Source organism: Paenibacillus sp. J22R98 (genome assembly GCF_059383835.1).
The window spans coordinates 325,661-341,262 of the sequence record NZ_JBXENW010000004.1 but is presented as its reverse complement, the minus strand read 5'-3'; the positions used below and the strand labels follow the sequence as shown (position 1 = coordinate 341,262).

General features: G+C 52.7%; 15 protein-coding genes. 13 read left to right on the top strand and 2 right to left on the bottom strand.

Annotated features, from left to right (window positions below):
• Positions 1-19: 19 nt before the first annotated feature.
• Positions 20-1,741 carry a catalase gene (locus AC50Y3_RS14855; protein WP_494819495.1) on the bottom strand — a complete coding sequence of 574 codons (1,722 nt, stop codon included), beginning with the start codon at positions 1,739-1,741 and terminating at the stop codon, positions 20-22.
• A gap of 48 nt (positions 1,742-1,789) precedes the next feature.
• Between AC50Y3_RS14855 and AC50Y3_RS14850 the strand changes: the two genes are divergently transcribed.
• The 12 genes from AC50Y3_RS14850 to AC50Y3_RS14795 all read left to right on the top strand — a co-directional run bounded on the left by AC50Y3_RS14850 (position 1,790) and on the right by AC50Y3_RS14795 (position 12,697).
• Positions 1,790-2,107, top strand: a complete 318-nt coding sequence (locus tag AC50Y3_RS14850; protein ID WP_494819494.1) for a rhodanese-like domain-containing protein — start codon at positions 1,790-1,792, stop codon at positions 2,105-2,107.
• A 61-nt stretch (positions 2,108-2,168) separates the two neighbouring features.
• Positions 2,169-2,366, top strand: a complete 198-nt coding sequence (locus AC50Y3_RS14845) for a rhodanese-like domain-containing protein (protein WP_494819641.1) — start codon at positions 2,169-2,171, stop codon at positions 2,364-2,366.
• 193 nt (positions 2,367-2,559) lie between these two features.
• Entirely contained in the window at positions 2,560-2,988 is a 429-nt protein-coding gene (locus tag AC50Y3_RS14840; RefSeq protein WP_494819493.1) for a MerR family transcriptional regulator, read from the top strand.
• A gap of 90 nt (positions 2,989-3,078) precedes the next feature.
• Positions 3,079-4,272 carry an MFS transporter gene (locus AC50Y3_RS14835; protein ID WP_494819640.1) on the top strand — a complete coding sequence of 398 codons (1,194 nt, stop codon included), beginning with the start codon at positions 3,079-3,081 and terminating at the stop codon, positions 4,270-4,272.
• Between the two features lie 338 nt (positions 4,273-4,610).
• Complete coding sequence (locus tag AC50Y3_RS14830; RefSeq protein ID WP_494819492.1) at positions 4,611-6,533, top strand: diguanylate cyclase domain-containing protein; 1,923 nt, start codon at positions 4,611-4,613, stop codon at positions 6,531-6,533.
• Between the two features lie 191 nt (positions 6,534-6,724).
• Positions 6,725-7,327 (top strand): carbohydrate-binding family 9-like protein, encoded by a 603-nt coding sequence (locus AC50Y3_RS14825; RefSeq protein WP_494819491.1) that lies wholly within the window; start codon positions 6,725-6,727, stop codon positions 7,325-7,327.
• Positions 7,328-7,351: 24 nt separating this feature from the next.
• The gene (locus AC50Y3_RS14820; protein ID WP_494819490.1) at positions 7,352-8,995 is read left to right on the top strand and encodes a DUF4091 domain-containing protein; all 1,644 of its coding nucleotides are present in this window, start codon (positions 7,352-7,354) and stop codon (positions 8,993-8,995) included.
• Between the two features lie 110 nt (positions 8,996-9,105).
• Positions 9,106-10,167 carry a dual-specificity RNA methyltransferase RlmN gene (gene rlmN, locus AC50Y3_RS14815; protein ID WP_494819489.1) on the top strand — a complete coding sequence of 354 codons (1,062 nt, stop codon included), beginning with the start codon at positions 9,106-9,108 and terminating at the stop codon, positions 10,165-10,167.
• A gap of 127 nt (positions 10,168-10,294) precedes the next feature.
• Positions 10,295-11,146 carry an AraC family transcriptional regulator gene (locus tag AC50Y3_RS14810; RefSeq protein WP_494819488.1) on the top strand — a complete coding sequence of 284 codons (852 nt, stop codon included), beginning with the start codon at positions 10,295-10,297 and terminating at the stop codon, positions 11,144-11,146.
• Positions 11,147-11,189: 43 nt separating this feature from the next.
• A complete protein-coding gene (locus AC50Y3_RS14805) occupies positions 11,190-11,468 on the top strand; it encodes a hypothetical protein (protein WP_494819487.1) in 279 nt (92 codons plus the stop codon).
• 147 nt (positions 11,469-11,615) lie between these two features.
• A complete protein-coding gene (gene greA, locus AC50Y3_RS14800) occupies positions 11,616-12,095 on the top strand; it encodes a transcription elongation factor GreA (protein ID WP_494819486.1) in 480 nt (159 codons plus the stop codon).
• A gap of 242 nt (positions 12,096-12,337) precedes the next feature.
• Positions 12,338-12,697, top strand: a complete 360-nt coding sequence (locus tag AC50Y3_RS14795) for a hypothetical protein (protein WP_494819485.1) — start codon at positions 12,338-12,340, stop codon at positions 12,695-12,697.
• A gap of 80 nt (positions 12,698-12,777) precedes the next feature.
• On the opposite strand, the gene AC50Y3_RS14790 is transcribed toward AC50Y3_RS14795, so the two are convergent.
• Positions 12,778-14,016 (bottom strand): helix-turn-helix domain-containing protein, encoded by a 1,239-nt coding sequence (locus AC50Y3_RS14790; protein WP_494819484.1) that lies wholly within the window; start codon positions 14,014-14,016, stop codon positions 12,778-12,780.
• 118 nt (positions 14,017-14,134) lie between these two features.
• On the opposite strand from AC50Y3_RS14790, the gene AC50Y3_RS14785 reads away from it, so the two are divergent.
• Positions 14,135-15,580 carry a DEAD/DEAH box helicase gene (locus tag AC50Y3_RS14785; RefSeq protein WP_494819483.1) on the top strand — a complete coding sequence of 482 codons (1,446 nt, stop codon included), beginning with the start codon at positions 14,135-14,137 and terminating at the stop codon, positions 15,578-15,580.
• The last annotated feature ends 22 nt before the right edge of the window (positions 15,581-15,602 follow it).

Here is a 15,602-nt window from a genome sequence, read left to right as displayed (position 1 = left end):
GCTTGCGGCTTTTTATCGTTTAATAAGGGTCCACTTCGTGTCCCATTTGCTTCGCTTGTTCGACCGCCTGCTCAGGCCGTGACTGCCCGCTTGCAATGTTGCGGCCATCGGATTGCTTCAGCCCTTCTGCGACGCGCTGCCCGTAGCTGGCGTCCGCCTCAGTGAAATAACCGATCATCCGCGATCGGATATCTTCTTTGCATATCGATAGCGCACCGACCAGATTGTCGATCAGCTCGTCCTGCTCCCAGCTCTCGAAGGCGCGGAACGTATCGCCGGCTTGTTTGAAGTCGTTGGTCCGCTCGAGCTTCTGCCGAGTCAGCTTCGCGTCGTAATGCGGCTCATGGTCTTTGCCGCTGCGGGCTGCTTCCTGCAATCCGCCCATGGACGATGGCTCGTAGTTCACATGCGGGTTTTGCCCGGCGGAACGGTCGGGACGGTACTGCATTTGCCCTCCGCTCTGATTGGTCGCGACATGCGTCTGAGGTGCATTAACCGGCAGCTGTAAGTAGTTGGTTCCCACCCGGTGACGCTGCGTATCGGAGTAGGAGAACGTTCGGCCCTGCAGCAGCTTGTCGTCGGAGAAGTCCAGACCGTCCACAAGCACGCCGGTACCGAATGCCGCTTGCTCCACTTCGGTGAAATAGTCCTCGGGGTTGCGGTTCAGCGCCATTTTGCCAACGGGCAGGAAAGGGAACTGCTCCGGCGGCCACAGCTTCGTCGGATCAAGCGGGTCGAAATCCAGCTCCGGATGCTCGTCATCCGTCATCAGCTGCACGCACAGCTCCCACTCGGGATAGTCCCCGGCTTCTATCGCTTGGTACAAATCAAGCGTGGCATGGTTGAAATTAAGCCCCTGGATCTCGTTGGCTTCCCGCTGCAGCAGGTTCTTGATCCCTTGCTTGATCGGCTCCCAGTGATATTTGACGAGCATCGCTTCGCCGTCTTGATTGACCCATTTGTATGTATTAACACCGGAGCCCTGCATTTGCCTATAGTTAGCGGGAATGCCCCAAGGGGAGAATAGGAACGTAATCATATGCGTCGCTTCCGGCGTGAGCGAGACAAAGTCGAAGAAGCGCTGCATATCCTGCACGTTCGTGAGCGGGTCCGGCTTGAACGCATGCACCATATCCGGGAATTTCAGCGGATCGCGGATGAAGAATATCTTCAGGTTGTTGCCGACCATGTCCCAATTGCCGTCCTCGGTGTAGAACTTGACTGCGAAGCCGCGAGGATCGCGAAGCGTCTCCGGTGAATGGTTGCCATGAATGACGGTGGAGAATCGCACGAATACCGGTGTCTGCTTGCCGGCCTCTTGCAGCAGCTTGGCGCGCGTATACTTCGAGACCGGTTCATCGCCGGCTTTGCCGTAAGCCTCGAAGATGCCGTGAGCGCCGGCGCCGCGGGCATGAACGACGCGCTCGGGGATGCGTTCCCGGTCAAAGTGAGTGATTTTCTCGATAAAATGATAGTTCTCCAGCGTGCTCGGTCCACGGCTGCCAACCGTTCGTATATTTTGATTATCCGTTACAGGATGGCCCTGACGGGTCGTGAGCGTTTGATCGGTATCCTTTTCCAAGTGCCAAGCTCCTTCGCAGGTAAATGTGAACTTCAATGGTATTGTTGCCCAGCGCGTGGTTCCTGATTCAGATTCTCTTACAGGTGGGCTCGTTAATCTTGGAAGCGGAATTCCGCGTGATGTGCGTTGACAGTGATGGTAGAGTTGTCTAAAATACATACCCATAGGGGTATACTAGCCTGATCGTTAAGGGAGGATATATGTGCAATGGGATTTCAAGCGGCGAAAGAAATGACACCGCAGGAGGTAGAGAAGCGCCTCGCTTCCGGTGAAAGTCTATATATGCTGGATGTCCGCGAGCCTGCCGAGTGGGCGGCCGGTCATCTGGCGGGCGCCGTCCACATTCCGCTCGGACAGCTGATTGAACGGTTGGATGAACTGGACGATGCGCGTGAGATCATCGTGATGTGCAGGGCCGGCGGTAGAAGCGGGCTGGCCTGCGAACTGCTTGGCGAGAGAGGGTTCTCGGTCGTGAATATGTCAGGCGGTCTATTGGGCTGGACGGGCGAGCTGACGGGAGAATAAGAGCGGGGGTTAGCGAAGATGGATATCGCGCTGAATCTATTATTTGTTGTAGAGCGGCTACATTCCGGGAGCGCGGAATCGGCTGTCTCAGTTTGGATCGCTGCTTGGCGAGCTGCCGAAAGATAAGAAGCTTCTGCTGTACTGCCGAAGCGGCATGCGCAGCAAAACAGCGGCAAGGCAGCTGACGCGCGGGGGCTACTCGCAAATCGCTCATTTGCAGGGCGGACTTGGCGCGTGGAGCGGGAAGCTTGCTCAATAATTATAAAGGCTTGTTTGCAGCGACGGATTGGTGCTGTGAACGGGCCTTTTTACATACGAAACAAGAGGTAACGTTATACTAGTGAGAAGGAATCTGCACGATGACAAAATCTAACGTTGACGTTAACGTTATAGGAGGAGTAAGATGAAATCAAATGAACCACTTGTTTTGACGAAAGAGAGGAGGAATACAGATGGGAGAGCGTTATAAGATTGATGATGTTGCCAAAGAGAGCGGCCTGACGAAACGTACGATACGGTATTACGAGGAGATCGGCGTGCTGCCGCCCCCAGAGCGGACGGAAGGCGGGACGCGTTTGTATGCGCGCATGCACATCGAACGGCTAAAGCAGATCATCAATGCAAGAGATGTACTCGGCTTCTCCCTGCAGGAAATAATTGATTTTGTCGCTTTGCGCGAGGAGCTCGTCCAGCACGGCGATGCTTACAGGAAAGCCGAGGAAGTGGAGCAGAAGCGCAATCAGCTTGAAGAGGCAGGACGGATGATCGATAAGCAGCTGCTGATGATCGATCACAAGCTGGAGAAAATGAAGGAATTCCGCAAGGAAATTGAAGTGCTCAAGAAACGCGTCAATGTCGCGCTTGATCAAATGACTACGTAGAAAGAAGGAGTAAAAGTGTCAACACCTAATACAGCACGTAAAGCTGCGCCGCAAGCCCCTTTGCAGCCGAGTGCACCGAAGAGTAACTCCATGTTTAACCAGCCGATTGCCGTGTGGGCAATCGCTTTTGCAAGTATTATCGCTTTTATGGGATTGGGTCTGGTCGATCCGATTCTGCCGATGATGAAGGATCAGCTGCATGCCTCTGACAGTCAGCTGACCTTGCTGTTCACGAGCTATAACGCGGTCATGGCCGTCGCCATGCTGATTACGGGCGTCATCTCCTCCCGTCTTGGCATTAAGCGAATGCTGCTTGCCGGTATCGTACTAATCGCAGTGTTCTCTGCGCTTGCGGGTAGTGCAGGCGATGTAATGGAAATCGTATGGCTTCGCGCCGGATGGGGACTCGGGAATGCATTCTTCGTCGCCACTGCGTTATCCGCCATCGTTTCGTTATCCCGCGTTGGTGTCGGGAAATCGATCATTTTGTTCGAGGTAGCGGTCGGATTGGGTATTTCCGTTGGCCCTCTGCTTGGCGGAGAGCTGGGCGCGATTTCGTGGCGGAGTCCTTTCTACGGCGTTGCCGGTCTGATGGTTCTGGCATTCTGTCTCATCCTGTTCATGATGCCGAAGGCGGCCAAGTCGTCTGCCGTTGTGACACCGATCAAGAAAAAAGCTTCGTTGCTGGATCCTTTCCGTGCACTCAAGCATCGCGCGCTTCTGGTCTTTGGCATCTCGGCTGCCCTTTATAACTTCGGATTCTTCACCTTGCTTGTCTATGCGGCACTTGTGCTTGGTCACCTGCATCACGTTGATGTACACGGCCTTGGTTACGTGTTCCTCGGATGGGGATTGCTGCTGGCATTTACTTCGGTTGTTACGGCTCCAAAATTGCAGCAGCGGTACGGTACCGTGAAATCGATGTGTGTGCAATTGCTGCTGTTCGCGGCTACCTTGTTTGTGATGGGGTATTGGACAACGGATAAAACAGTCGTAATCTGCATGGTTATCTTGGCCGGCGCCTTCCTGGGCAACAATAATACGCTTATTACAACTGCGGTAATGAACGCCGCTCCGGTTGAGCGTCCGACAGCATCGGCTGCTTACAGCTTCCTGCGTTTCATCGGCGGTGCGCTTGCACCTTACTATGCGGTTAAATTCGCGGAGTGGTTTGATTTCCACGCGCCATTCTACATTGGCGGCGGGTTCGTCGTGCTGGCGGTTATCGTCATCTGGCTGAACCGCAAACATTTGAAGCATGTGGATGAGGCAGAAGCTCATTAATTACTTGCTGATGGGATGTCCTTTTTTTTGGCTCAAAATATAACGTTAACGTTAGTGTTATATTATTACATGCAATGTGCAATTGAGTAAACCCTGGTATCGACTCCAATGAGTCGGCGCCGGGGTTTTTCGTTTGTTTATGAGGTGTTAGCGGCTATTCCGCTAAAAGTGACTAATTTAGCTAATACCTAACTTCATAAGCGAAGATACCTCTAATAGCATTTTCTAAGGCGTGTGAGGGTGGACTGCACGCCTCGCCCTGCCGCGATCTGCCATAAAGAGGGTTTCCTGGGTGGGATGTCGAATGATGTCACCACAGATTTATTGTGGAGGTCGACATGAAGAAAACAGCATCGTCAGGCACGCTCGCTTATACGTTATTTACGTTAGAGTCCAACCCTTCACAGCGCCGATTTGCTTTTATCGTTGGCGCGATCATAGCGCTTGCCTCGCTTGCTTCCATACCGTTTGCGCACATCCTGGTACCCAATAATAACGTTTTCTTGTCCGCATTATGCTCGGCGGTTATCTGCTTCGAACTCATCACCGTGTTCGTCCTGTACAGCCAGTTCAAAGTCAGCCGTTCCCCATCCATTCTCATATTGGCAGGAGGGTACTTCTACTCGGCCTGCATGTCGATACTTTATTTGTTCTCTTTTCCGGGTATCGTGCCCCCGAATGGTTTCGGTCCCGGCCCTAACGGTCCCGGTCCTCAGCCGGGAATGGGGCATGGCCCGGAGCCGATGTTCCTCTTCGGAGGCAACCAGTCTGCCGAATATATTTATGCCTTCTGGCATCTGGGCTTTCCCATCGCGATCCTGCTTCATATGGCTGTCGAGGTGAAGTACAAGCAGGTTCGCCTTCGCGATCAAACCGCGCGACTGATGACGATGCAAACCGGGGCAACTGTGCTAATTGCGGTAGCGGTGATTGGCTATGTGTCGCTGGCGCTGCACGACAAGCTGCCCGTTCTAATGGATCATGGCCGCATCACGCCGCTCGCCATGTACGGATTTGGCCTGTCTACGCTGTTGATCAGCTTGCTTGCGCTGGCCCTCTACTATTACATGACCAGAGGGAGCACCGTAACCTCCTCTTGGCTATGCGTAGCGCTCCTTGCAACCGTGCTGGATGTGGGCATCAATATGAGCGGCGGCAATCGATTCAGCGTAGGCTGGTACGTCTCCAAGCTGGACACCTTCATCTGCGCCAATATCGTATTAGCGGGTATGATCTACGAGTTTACCAAGATGTATTACAAAATGACCGAGCTCTATACGCAAGTAACGGACAGCGAGAGCCGCTACAAAACCCTCTTCGCGAAGAGCCGCCTAGGTGAGCAAACCATCGCCGAGCAGAACAAAATCATCGAACGGATGCTGGAATCCAGCCACGAATCGATTGCGATGTGCGACAGCGATGGACGTGTCGTCTTCGTCAATCGCCGGTTTAAAACGATGTTCGGACGGGAGCTCTCCGTCGGACAGTCGCTGGCGATCTACTGCAAAGAGATGCGGGCCGATTATGGCAGCCTCGGCGACCAGATAAAGCAATATTTTGAACAACGGCTGCAGCCGTTCCGGGAACGTGTTGCCTTTCATAAGGAAGGCGGCGAAATGCGGCATTACGAATGCTATGTCAGCCCGATCATAAGCAAGGATGGCGGTCTGCTGCATGGCCATCTGTTCACGTTCGGCGACCGAACGGATGAAGAGCGCAAAGCGCATTACGACGATCTGACCGGACTGCCGAATCGCAGATACATTGATGAGCGGCTTCGCATTGCCATGCGAAGAGCATCGGAGGCAGGGAGTTCGTTTGCCGTCTTCTTCATGGACCTCGATGGCTTCAAGCGGGTCAACGACACACTGGGGCATGAGATGGGCGACCGGCTGCTGCAGGAAGTAGCGATTATTTTGAAAAACGGCATGGGGGGCTACGGCACCTGTGCCCGCTGGGCAGGCGATGAGTTTGTCGTCTTGGTGGATGAAGCAGTGGGCGACACGAAGCCGGAAGAGCTGGCTCTGGATCTCATCGGCGCGATTCGCCAGCTTGATATTGTAGACGGCAAACGAATTCAAGTATCAGCCAGCATCGGCATCGCGGTCTATCCGGATGACACCATGGATGGGACAAAATTGCTCCAATGCGCCGACCAAGCGATGTATGAGGCCAAAACAAGGGGAAGAGGCACGTACTGCTTCTATACCAATCTAGCCGCGAGCGGCAACAAACTTCATCCCGAAGCGGGCTTTAGCTAAACCCGCTGCTATGCTGCAATTGAAAACTCCCTCCGGGAGTTTTTTTTGCATCTATACCTTCTTGCCCGCGTCCGCGTGATCTCGGAATCGTCTAAATTTTATCCCTTTATGCTAAATCAATCGGCACCGGGATTAGCTATGATGATGAGAGGGATATGGAAGATTCTATGGGAGCAGAGGTGGGCCTTATCTTGGACACTAATGAGCAGCAAGTCTACGAATGCAAGCAAATCAGCGGGACGAACGGTATGGATAGCGAATGGATTCTATTGCGCGATACGGTCAGCGGGGATGCGCCGACAGAATGGACAAAGGTCCGCTGCGGCTGGACGGCAGACGAGCTGCTGATTCAGTTTCACTGCGAGGATGCACATATCGTATCGGATTACAGCGAGCGCGATGAGCCGCTGTATAACCAAGACGTAGTTGAAGTGTTTATCGATGAGGATGGCAGAGGCACGCATTACATAGAGCTGGAGATCAGTCCCCGCAACGTTATCTTCGATGCGCGGATCACCAATGATGGCAGCGGTTCGATCGGGATCGATACGGACTGGGACATTGAGGGGCTGCATACCGAGGTGAGCGAGGTTCAACCCGGGCAATGGCTGTATGACATCCGCATTCCGGCGAGCATGTTCAACAAGCCGCTTGAAGCCGGACTCCGCTGGCGGGTTAACTTCTACCGGATCGACGAACGGCCGGATGGCATCCGGGAGTATCAAGCCTGGCAGCCGACAGGGTTGGTTAACTTTCATAAACCGCAACGATTTGGCACGCTTGTACTCATTTAATTATTTTCCAAGGAGGAAATAACGATGAACTTGAACCATAATCAGCTGGAGACGCGGTGCGTTAGCTCACTCGTCAAAATTTTCGCCAAAGACGGCGAGCTCCAAGAGCCTGCATACCAGAAGGGCAGCGCCCTTCGGGGTGAAGTCTATTCCTTTCAAGTCGCCTACCGCAGTGCGCAGATGCGCAAGAACATCAACCTAACCGTCACTTCCCAGCTGCAAAATAGTGCAATCACCGTCCGCTCCGTCGGACTTGTTCCATCGGAGATGCCGATGTATGCCGATCATGATGAGCGGATCTTCCAAGCGACACCGGGACTATTCCCTGATCCGCTCTATCCGATTACAACGGGGATAACGGCACTCCCGAATGTGTGGAGCTCCGTATGGGTGACCGTACAAGTAGACCGCGCCGAGCAAGGCGGAACATTCGACATCGCTATAGCTTTTGAATCGTCGGAAGGGGAAACGCTCGCTCAAGAGAGCTTCGCGCTCACGGTCATTCCGTGCGAGCTTCCCGAGCAGAAGCTGATTCACACCGAGTGGTTCCATACCGATTGTATCGCGACCCAATACAACGTACCGGTATTCAGCGAAGAGCACTGGCGCTTGCTGGAAGCCTTTATCGGTACAGCAGTGAGACATGGCATCAATTTGCTGCTGACGCCGCTGTTCACGCCGCCGCTCGATACGGCTGTAGGCGGAGAGCGCCCTACCGTGCAGCTGGTGGATGTCGTGAAAACAGGCGGCCAGTATACATTCGGTTTCGACAAGCTGGACCGCTGGGCGGATTTGTGTCTGTCCGTTGGCGTTCGTTACTTCGAGTTCTCCCACTTGTACACCCAGTGGGGTGCGAAGCATGCGCCTAAGATCATGGCCCATGAGAATGGCGAATACAAGCGGATTTTCGGCTGGGAAACGGAAGCTTCCGGCGAGGACTATCGCAGCTTCCTGGGACAGCTCATTCCGGAGCTGCTGAAATGGGTAGAGAGCCGCGGCCTTCAGAAGCAGGTCTACTTCCACATTTCCGATGAGCCAAGCATGAGCGCGCTTGAGGATTATCGCCAAGCGAGCGACTGGCTCAGACCGATGCTGCAAGGTTATCCGGTTATTGACGCCTTGTCCGATTATGAGTTCTATGAATCGGGCCTTGTTCCACGGCCAATTCCGGCGACGAATCATATCGAACCGTTCCTTGAAGCAGGCGTTCCGGATTTGTGGACGTATTATTGCTGCGGCCAATATAAGGAAGTGTCTAACCGGTTCTTCACGTTCCCGTCTGCTCGAAACCGGATTCTCGGCGTGCAGATGCACAAGTTCGGCATTACCGGCTTCCTGCACTGGGGCTTCAATTTCTGGTACAGCCAGTACTCAATCAAGCCAATCAATCCTTATATCACTACAGATGCCGGCCATGCGTTCCCATCGGGTGATGCTTTCCTTGTTTACCCGGGAGAAGAGGGGCCGATTGAGTCCATCCGTATGGAAGTGTTCTATGAGGCGCTGCAGGATATGAGAGCTTTTGCCCTGCTGGAAGAGTTGGGCGGGAAGGATGAGCTGCAAGCACTTATTGGCAACATTACGTTCAGCAGCTATCCTGCAGAGAGCGAATGGCTGCTGAACCTGCGGGAAACGGTGAACAAGCGAATTGCCGAATTCATAGGCTAGAATGGCAGCCTCCGTGATCCGCCCTTGTGTTCGCCTCGGAATTTTGGGACAATACTAGTCAGAGAGTTCATGGGGACGAAATTCAAGGTGTTGAAAAGAGGATAACGGATATGCATAAACCATCCATATATGGCTTCACATTTGATCAGCTGACCAGCTGGCTTGGGGAGTATGGACATAAACCGTCGCGCGCGCGGCAAGTATGGGATTGGCTGTACCGGAAGCGGGTTACGACATTCGGAGCGATGACTGACGTGAACGGTGCTTGCCTGGAGCTGTTGGCAGAGCACTTCGACATTCAGACGCTTGGCGAACATACGAAACAAGAATCGGCTGACGGCACGATTAAATTCCTGCTTAAGCTGCAGGACGGCAATCTGATCGAGACCGTACTGATGCGGCATAAATTCGGGCTGTCCGTCTGCGTAACTACGCAGGTCGGCTGCAATATCGGCTGCAGCTTCTGCGCAAGCGGCCTTCTGGCGAAGAGCCGGGATCTGACAGCAGGCGAAATCGTCGGGCAGATTATGAAGGTGCAGCTGCATCTGGATGCCGCTCAGCAGGGTGAACTGGTAAGCCACATCGTGGTAATGGGCATCGGGGAGCCGTTCGATAACTTCGAGAACATGGTCGACTTCATCGAAACCGTCAAGGATCATAAGGGTCTTGCCATCGGGGCGAGACATATTACGGTTTCTACAAGCGGTCTGGCCGACAAAATCGTAGAGTTCACCGATCGCAACCTAGGCGTTAACCTGGCCGTTTCCTTGCATGCGCCGAACAATGAGCTCCGCACGCGCATCATGAAGATCAATCGCGCCATTCCGATTGAACCGCTGATGAAGGCGATCGATTACTACTTAAGCAAGAATAAGCGCCGTGTGACGCTGGAATATATTTTGCTCAAGGATGTCAATGACCAGAAGGAGCATGCCTTGCAGCTGGCAGAGCTGGTCGGCGACCGCCGTCAGCTTGTGAACGTGAACCTGATTCCCTATAATCCGGTCGACGAACACAGCCAGTATCAGCGCAGCGAGCAGGAATCGATTCGCATCTTCTACGATACATTGAAGAAACAATCCGTCAGCGTCAGCGTCCGGCTGGAGCACGGAACGGATATCGATGCCGCCTGCGGCCAACTGCGTAGCAAGCAAATCAAAGCTACCGTATAAATAATCAGATTAAGCAGGCGCATCCCGTGTCATATTCGGCGATGCGCCTTTTTTTATGTAGCTTCGCAAGAAATGTCAGGTGCACGTAACAGCGATGACCTAACATTGACGTAAGGAGGTGATCCGAATGGAGGAGGAAGAGCGGTATGCCGGAATATACCGGGCCGCCGCTTATGTGGAACAGCATTTGCAGGAGGAGCTTCGATTGGAGGGGCTTGCGAAGCTGGCGGGGTATTCTCCGTTTCATTTTCATCGGCTGTTCTACTCTTGCACGGGTGAGACGCTGTCCCATTATATCCGAGAGCGCCGCTTAGCATATGCAGCGAGAAGACTGCGGGAATCGGAGCAATCCGGCACGGATATCGGCTTTGATATTGGTTATGGCAGCCATGAAGCCTTCATCCGCTCGTTTATGAAACGGTTCGGAGAGCCTCCGCAATCCCTGCGAAGGAGAGCGTGTACGATGAGAGAGCCGGTGTTGATTGACCGCGAGATGATCCATATTGCGGGCGTGTTATGTACGACGGATACGACGAAGGATCGGAACATTGCGCAGGCCTGGAAATCGCTCAGCCGCATCTGGGCGAGTATTCCGGGCAAGGTAGACGAACGGATTTGCTTCGGGCTGGAGATTTACAATCCGCAATCAGGCGGAGAACGGGAGAGAGAGTTTGCTTATATGGCAGGCACCGAGGTGGCAGACCCGTCGCCGGCGATGCCCGGAGATGTACAGGTGTATACAATCCCTTTCGGAAGATACGCGGTCTTCACGCATACGGGTTCGACCGAGCTGCTCGGTGAGACTTTTCGCTATATCTATGGCGAATGGCTTCCGGCTTCCGGCGAGGCGCTGCGCAGCTTGGGCGATTGCGATTTTGATTTTGAATACTACGATGCTCGTTTTCATGAAGGCCGCGCGGACTCGGAGCTCGATATCTATGTACCATTATGTCCAGTCGACGATCCATCATCGGAATAGGATAGCGTAGGATTAACTACGCGATGAAGGATGGATGCGAGTGATGGCCAAAGCTAAGGGACATCAATCCAAGGTGGTCAAACGAGAGAATCAGGTTTACTCCAACCGGGTGGTCCGCTCAGAGTTTGGTAACTATTGGCGAACCTCTCTGACAAGAAGCGGGTATGTCGTGTATACGGCAACCCGAAATGATGCGAAGGTTACGGTGCTGCTGAGCACCGGCGCTTCCAAATTACTTGTTTTCCCTAGTGGGGGCAAGGTTTTGGTAGGCGGCGGAGGCGTGAGCCACTATAGCAAACCGCATGTGGCGATCGATCTTTAACTACAAAATATCTTAACAATTTTTGTGAAGGGTTCCCTCTTATAGGGAACCTTATTTTTGTCAACAATTATTGGGGTGGGCATCGAGGCGACATGCGGCCCCAAATCGAGTAGAATAGAGGAATACCATGGAACGGGAGCTGTAACGATGTCTAACGAAGAAATGATTTTGACTAAAGAGGGCTTTGCTAAATTGCAGGAGGAACTTGATGACCTCAAGTACGTGAAACGCAAAGAGCTGGCCGCACGGATTAAGCTTGCCATTAGCTATGGGGATTTGAAAGAGAACAGCGAGTATCATTCTGCGAAGAATGACCAATCATTCTTGGAAACACGCGTCATCATCTTAGAGAAAATGCTCAATACCGCTCGTATCGTGGAGACGGATCCGAACAATACGAGCTCGGTTCAAATCGGCTCGAGCGTCATCTTGAACGATGTGGAGTTCAACGAACGGATTGAATATCAAATCGTAGCTCCGGCGGAAGCGGATGTGCAGGACAATAAAATCTCCTACGAAAGCCCGCTTGGCAAGGAATTGCTGGGGAAAGCAGTAGGCAGCCGGATTCATGTAAATGCGCCGATGGGCGTTATCGTGTATGAGCTGCTTGAGGTCAAGACGCTCTAATTTTGTCTATATAAAGTAAAGCCGTCAGCGATGCAGCAATGTCATTAAGTTACTTAACTTAATGACATTCTGCGATGCTGAGCGGCTTTTTTCGTGTCTTCATGAGGCTCCCCGGCATCTCTCCCTAGCGGAAACCCGCGTAAATGCGGAAGGCCATCGCCTTCCATGGCAAGCGTACAGGCCGCCTTGCTCGTCTGTGAATACAATGTGATGTATTCCATAACAAGGAAGGAGATAATACCTTGAAACGTAATTATCCACACATGATGGGCCAAGTTGCCGGTGCAAATATGGGACCAAACATAGGGCCAAACAATATGGGACCAAACAATATGGGGCCAGGCAACGTGGGAGGCATGAACGACCAATTTTGTCCGGACTGCCCTACACAAACCATCTATGATCCTCCTGTAACGCAATACGAGAATGTATTCCATCCGCAGCTTGTAAACGTTGTTCACGCCGTAGAAGTCGTCAAACAGCATCACTGCTGCCCGGTATACCAACACTGCTACACGTATTCCGAGAAAGATGTCATGGTTTCGAGCGTAAAACGCGGCAAACGCACAAAAACTTCCTCCAAAAAACGCACTAGAAAATAGTCTTCCTTAAAAACGATGACCCGCACAGGGACACTTTAAAACGAAGTGTTCCTGCCGCGGGTCATTTGTTTAGTAAGGCATTAGAGGATATCTTGATCTTGAATGAGATAATGCCCCATTCGAAGTGCCGCTTCCGCATTACCTGTTCTTGCGTAATAATGAAACAATTGCTGTTCTGACCGTCTGATGAGGTACACATAGCCGAATTTGCGAAAGACCGGCAGCGCCTCGTCGTTCATATACTGATAGTACTCCGCCTCTTTGCCATTGATCAGGAGGAGCAGCATCGTGAAGAGTAAGATGAAGACTTGATCCTTTAAGGCCTTAGCGCCTGTCAGGCCCGCCTGGGCCAGCCGCTCCAGCTCTTCCGCCTGCAGCAGACCGCCCATGAAACAGCTCCGAAGATAGCCTTCCAACGACAGCAAATAAGGAAGCGTTCGGGGATTCTTAAGCTCCATGGATTGTTTGTAGAAGCCGCTCGACTTCTTATAATCCTTACGACGCAAATACTCATAGGCTAAATTATGTATGACTTTGGCTTTTCGGTCCGGCGCGTTACACATATCGCAGCTCTGAATCAAATTCTCGAACCGTGCGATCACTTCTTTAAAATCATGCTGCGGATCATCCTGCACCTGAATGAGCATCAGCATCTCCGCATCGATGACACGGAGGAAGCAGTTGATCTCCTTGAAGAAATTCCGTGCCTTCTCGGCGTAGAAATAGGCCATGACCTCAGACTTCATCGTATGATATGCCATAGCCAAATGGTGAAAATACTCCGGATTATTATATTCCTTATTGTTAATGGTCTTGAGTATTGCGACGGCTTCTACATGATTCTGTTTGGATAAATGATAGATGCCTTCTACATGCTTCAAGAGGTTGCTTTCGAAGTCAGGCAGCCGCTCCGCCGTTTTGCGAATGCGATTGATGATGCGCAGCGCCATCTCCACCTCATTCTTCAGCAGCAGGTACTTCGCTTGAAGCAGCAAATAAAGCGTTTCATACTCGGAGATTTGCAGAAGCGCTTCCTGCTCGAGCTCCGCCTTAATGCTTTCCATGTCCGCGGACAGCTGCTTCACGATGGCATCATGCCAATCGTACAGCCTTTTTTTGATGTTGCTGAATTTCGCCAGCTCGCAATCCATGCTGATGCCAAGCCGCACGCACAGCAGGTCCAGCACTTCTTGGGAGTAGTCGGTAATGCCCCGTTCGATTTTGCTGATATGGGTGTCCGAGCAGATGCCAAGTCCCAATTGATCTTGCGTCAAATCTGCTCTTTCGCGGTAAAATTTAATGATTTTCCCTTCATGCACTGGGATGACCTCCCTGGCTGTCACAATTTCGTGGTAAGACTATTGTACCAAAACAACGGCGTCGAGGTAAAATTAGGCTATACTAATAGCATCCCAATGATTCGGCGAAGGAGCAACCATGCAAGTAAACCCATTTCATACGTATCCATTAAGCGAGGAAATCGTTCGTGCACTAGATCATCTTGGTTATACGGAGCCGACACCGGTTCAGAGCAAAGTCATCCCGGAGGTGCTCGCGCAGCGCGATCTCACCGTCCGATCCCAAACCGGAAGCGGCAAGACGGCCGCGTTCGGCATACCCATCTGTGAGCTCGTGGAGTGGGAGGAGAACAGACCGCAGGCGCTCGTGCTGACGCCAACGCGGGAGCTGGCGGGGCAGGTCAAAGAGGATCTGATCAATATCGGCAGATTCAAACGCATTAAAGCCGTTGCCATCTATGGCAAGCAGCCGTTCGCCCAGCAGAAGCTGGAGCTGCAGCAGAAGGTTCATATCGTCGCGGGTACGCCCGGACGTGTGCTGGATCATATCAAACGCGGGACGCTGGATGTCGATCTGCTGCGTTACCTGGTCATCGATGAGGCCGATGAGATGCTGAATCGCGGATTTATCGAGCAAGTGGAGTCTATTATTAAGGAGCTGCCCAAGGATCGGGTCACGCTGTTATTCTCCGCAACGCTGCCGCCGGATGTGGAACAGCTATGCCATCGGCATATGAAGAACCCCATTGATATTGAGATTGAAACCGCAGGCATTACGACGGATCGGATCGCGCATACGCTGTACATCGTGAAGGATGAGCGAAAGCCGGAGCTGCTCAAGGCCGTCACGACGATTCAAAATCCGGACAGCTGCATGATTTTCTGCCGCACGCAGGAAGCAGTTGACCAAGTGAGCCGTATGCTGCGACAAAGCGGATATCCCTGCGACAAAATCCACGGCGGTATGGAGCAAAATGATCGTTTCAGCGTTATGCATGCCTTCCGTCGGCGGGAGTTCCGCTACTTAGTGGCCACCGATCTGGCGGCACGCGGGATCGATATCGAGAATATTACGCATGTCATCAACTATGACCTGCCGATGGATAAAGAAAACTTCGTGCACCGTACAGGCCGGACCGGACGCGCGGGACAGAGCGGAATCGCGATTACGTTCGCAACGCCAAGTGAGGGCAGATACCTCGACGATATCCAAGGCTACATCGGCTTTGAGCTGCCGCGCGCAGAGCCGCCAAGCGCAGCGCGGGTTGCTGAAGCGAAGGAAGCCTTCGAAGCGAAGCTGAGCGCCATGGACGCGCCGCGTCTCGATAAACGCGAGCTGCTGAGCCAGGATATTACGAAGCTGTATTTTGGCGGAGGGAAGAAGAAGAAGCTGCGGGCGGTGGATTTCGTCGGGACGATCGCGAAGCTGGAAGGCATGACTGCAGCAGATATCGGCATTATTACGATTGAGGATAGCGCGACCTTCGTGGAGATTTTGAACGGTAAAGGTTCCCTGGTCCTGCGGGCGATGAAGAATACGACCGTGAAAGGGAAGGTACTCAAAGTACATATTGCGAACAAGTGATGCCCGCTGAAGTAGTGGAGCT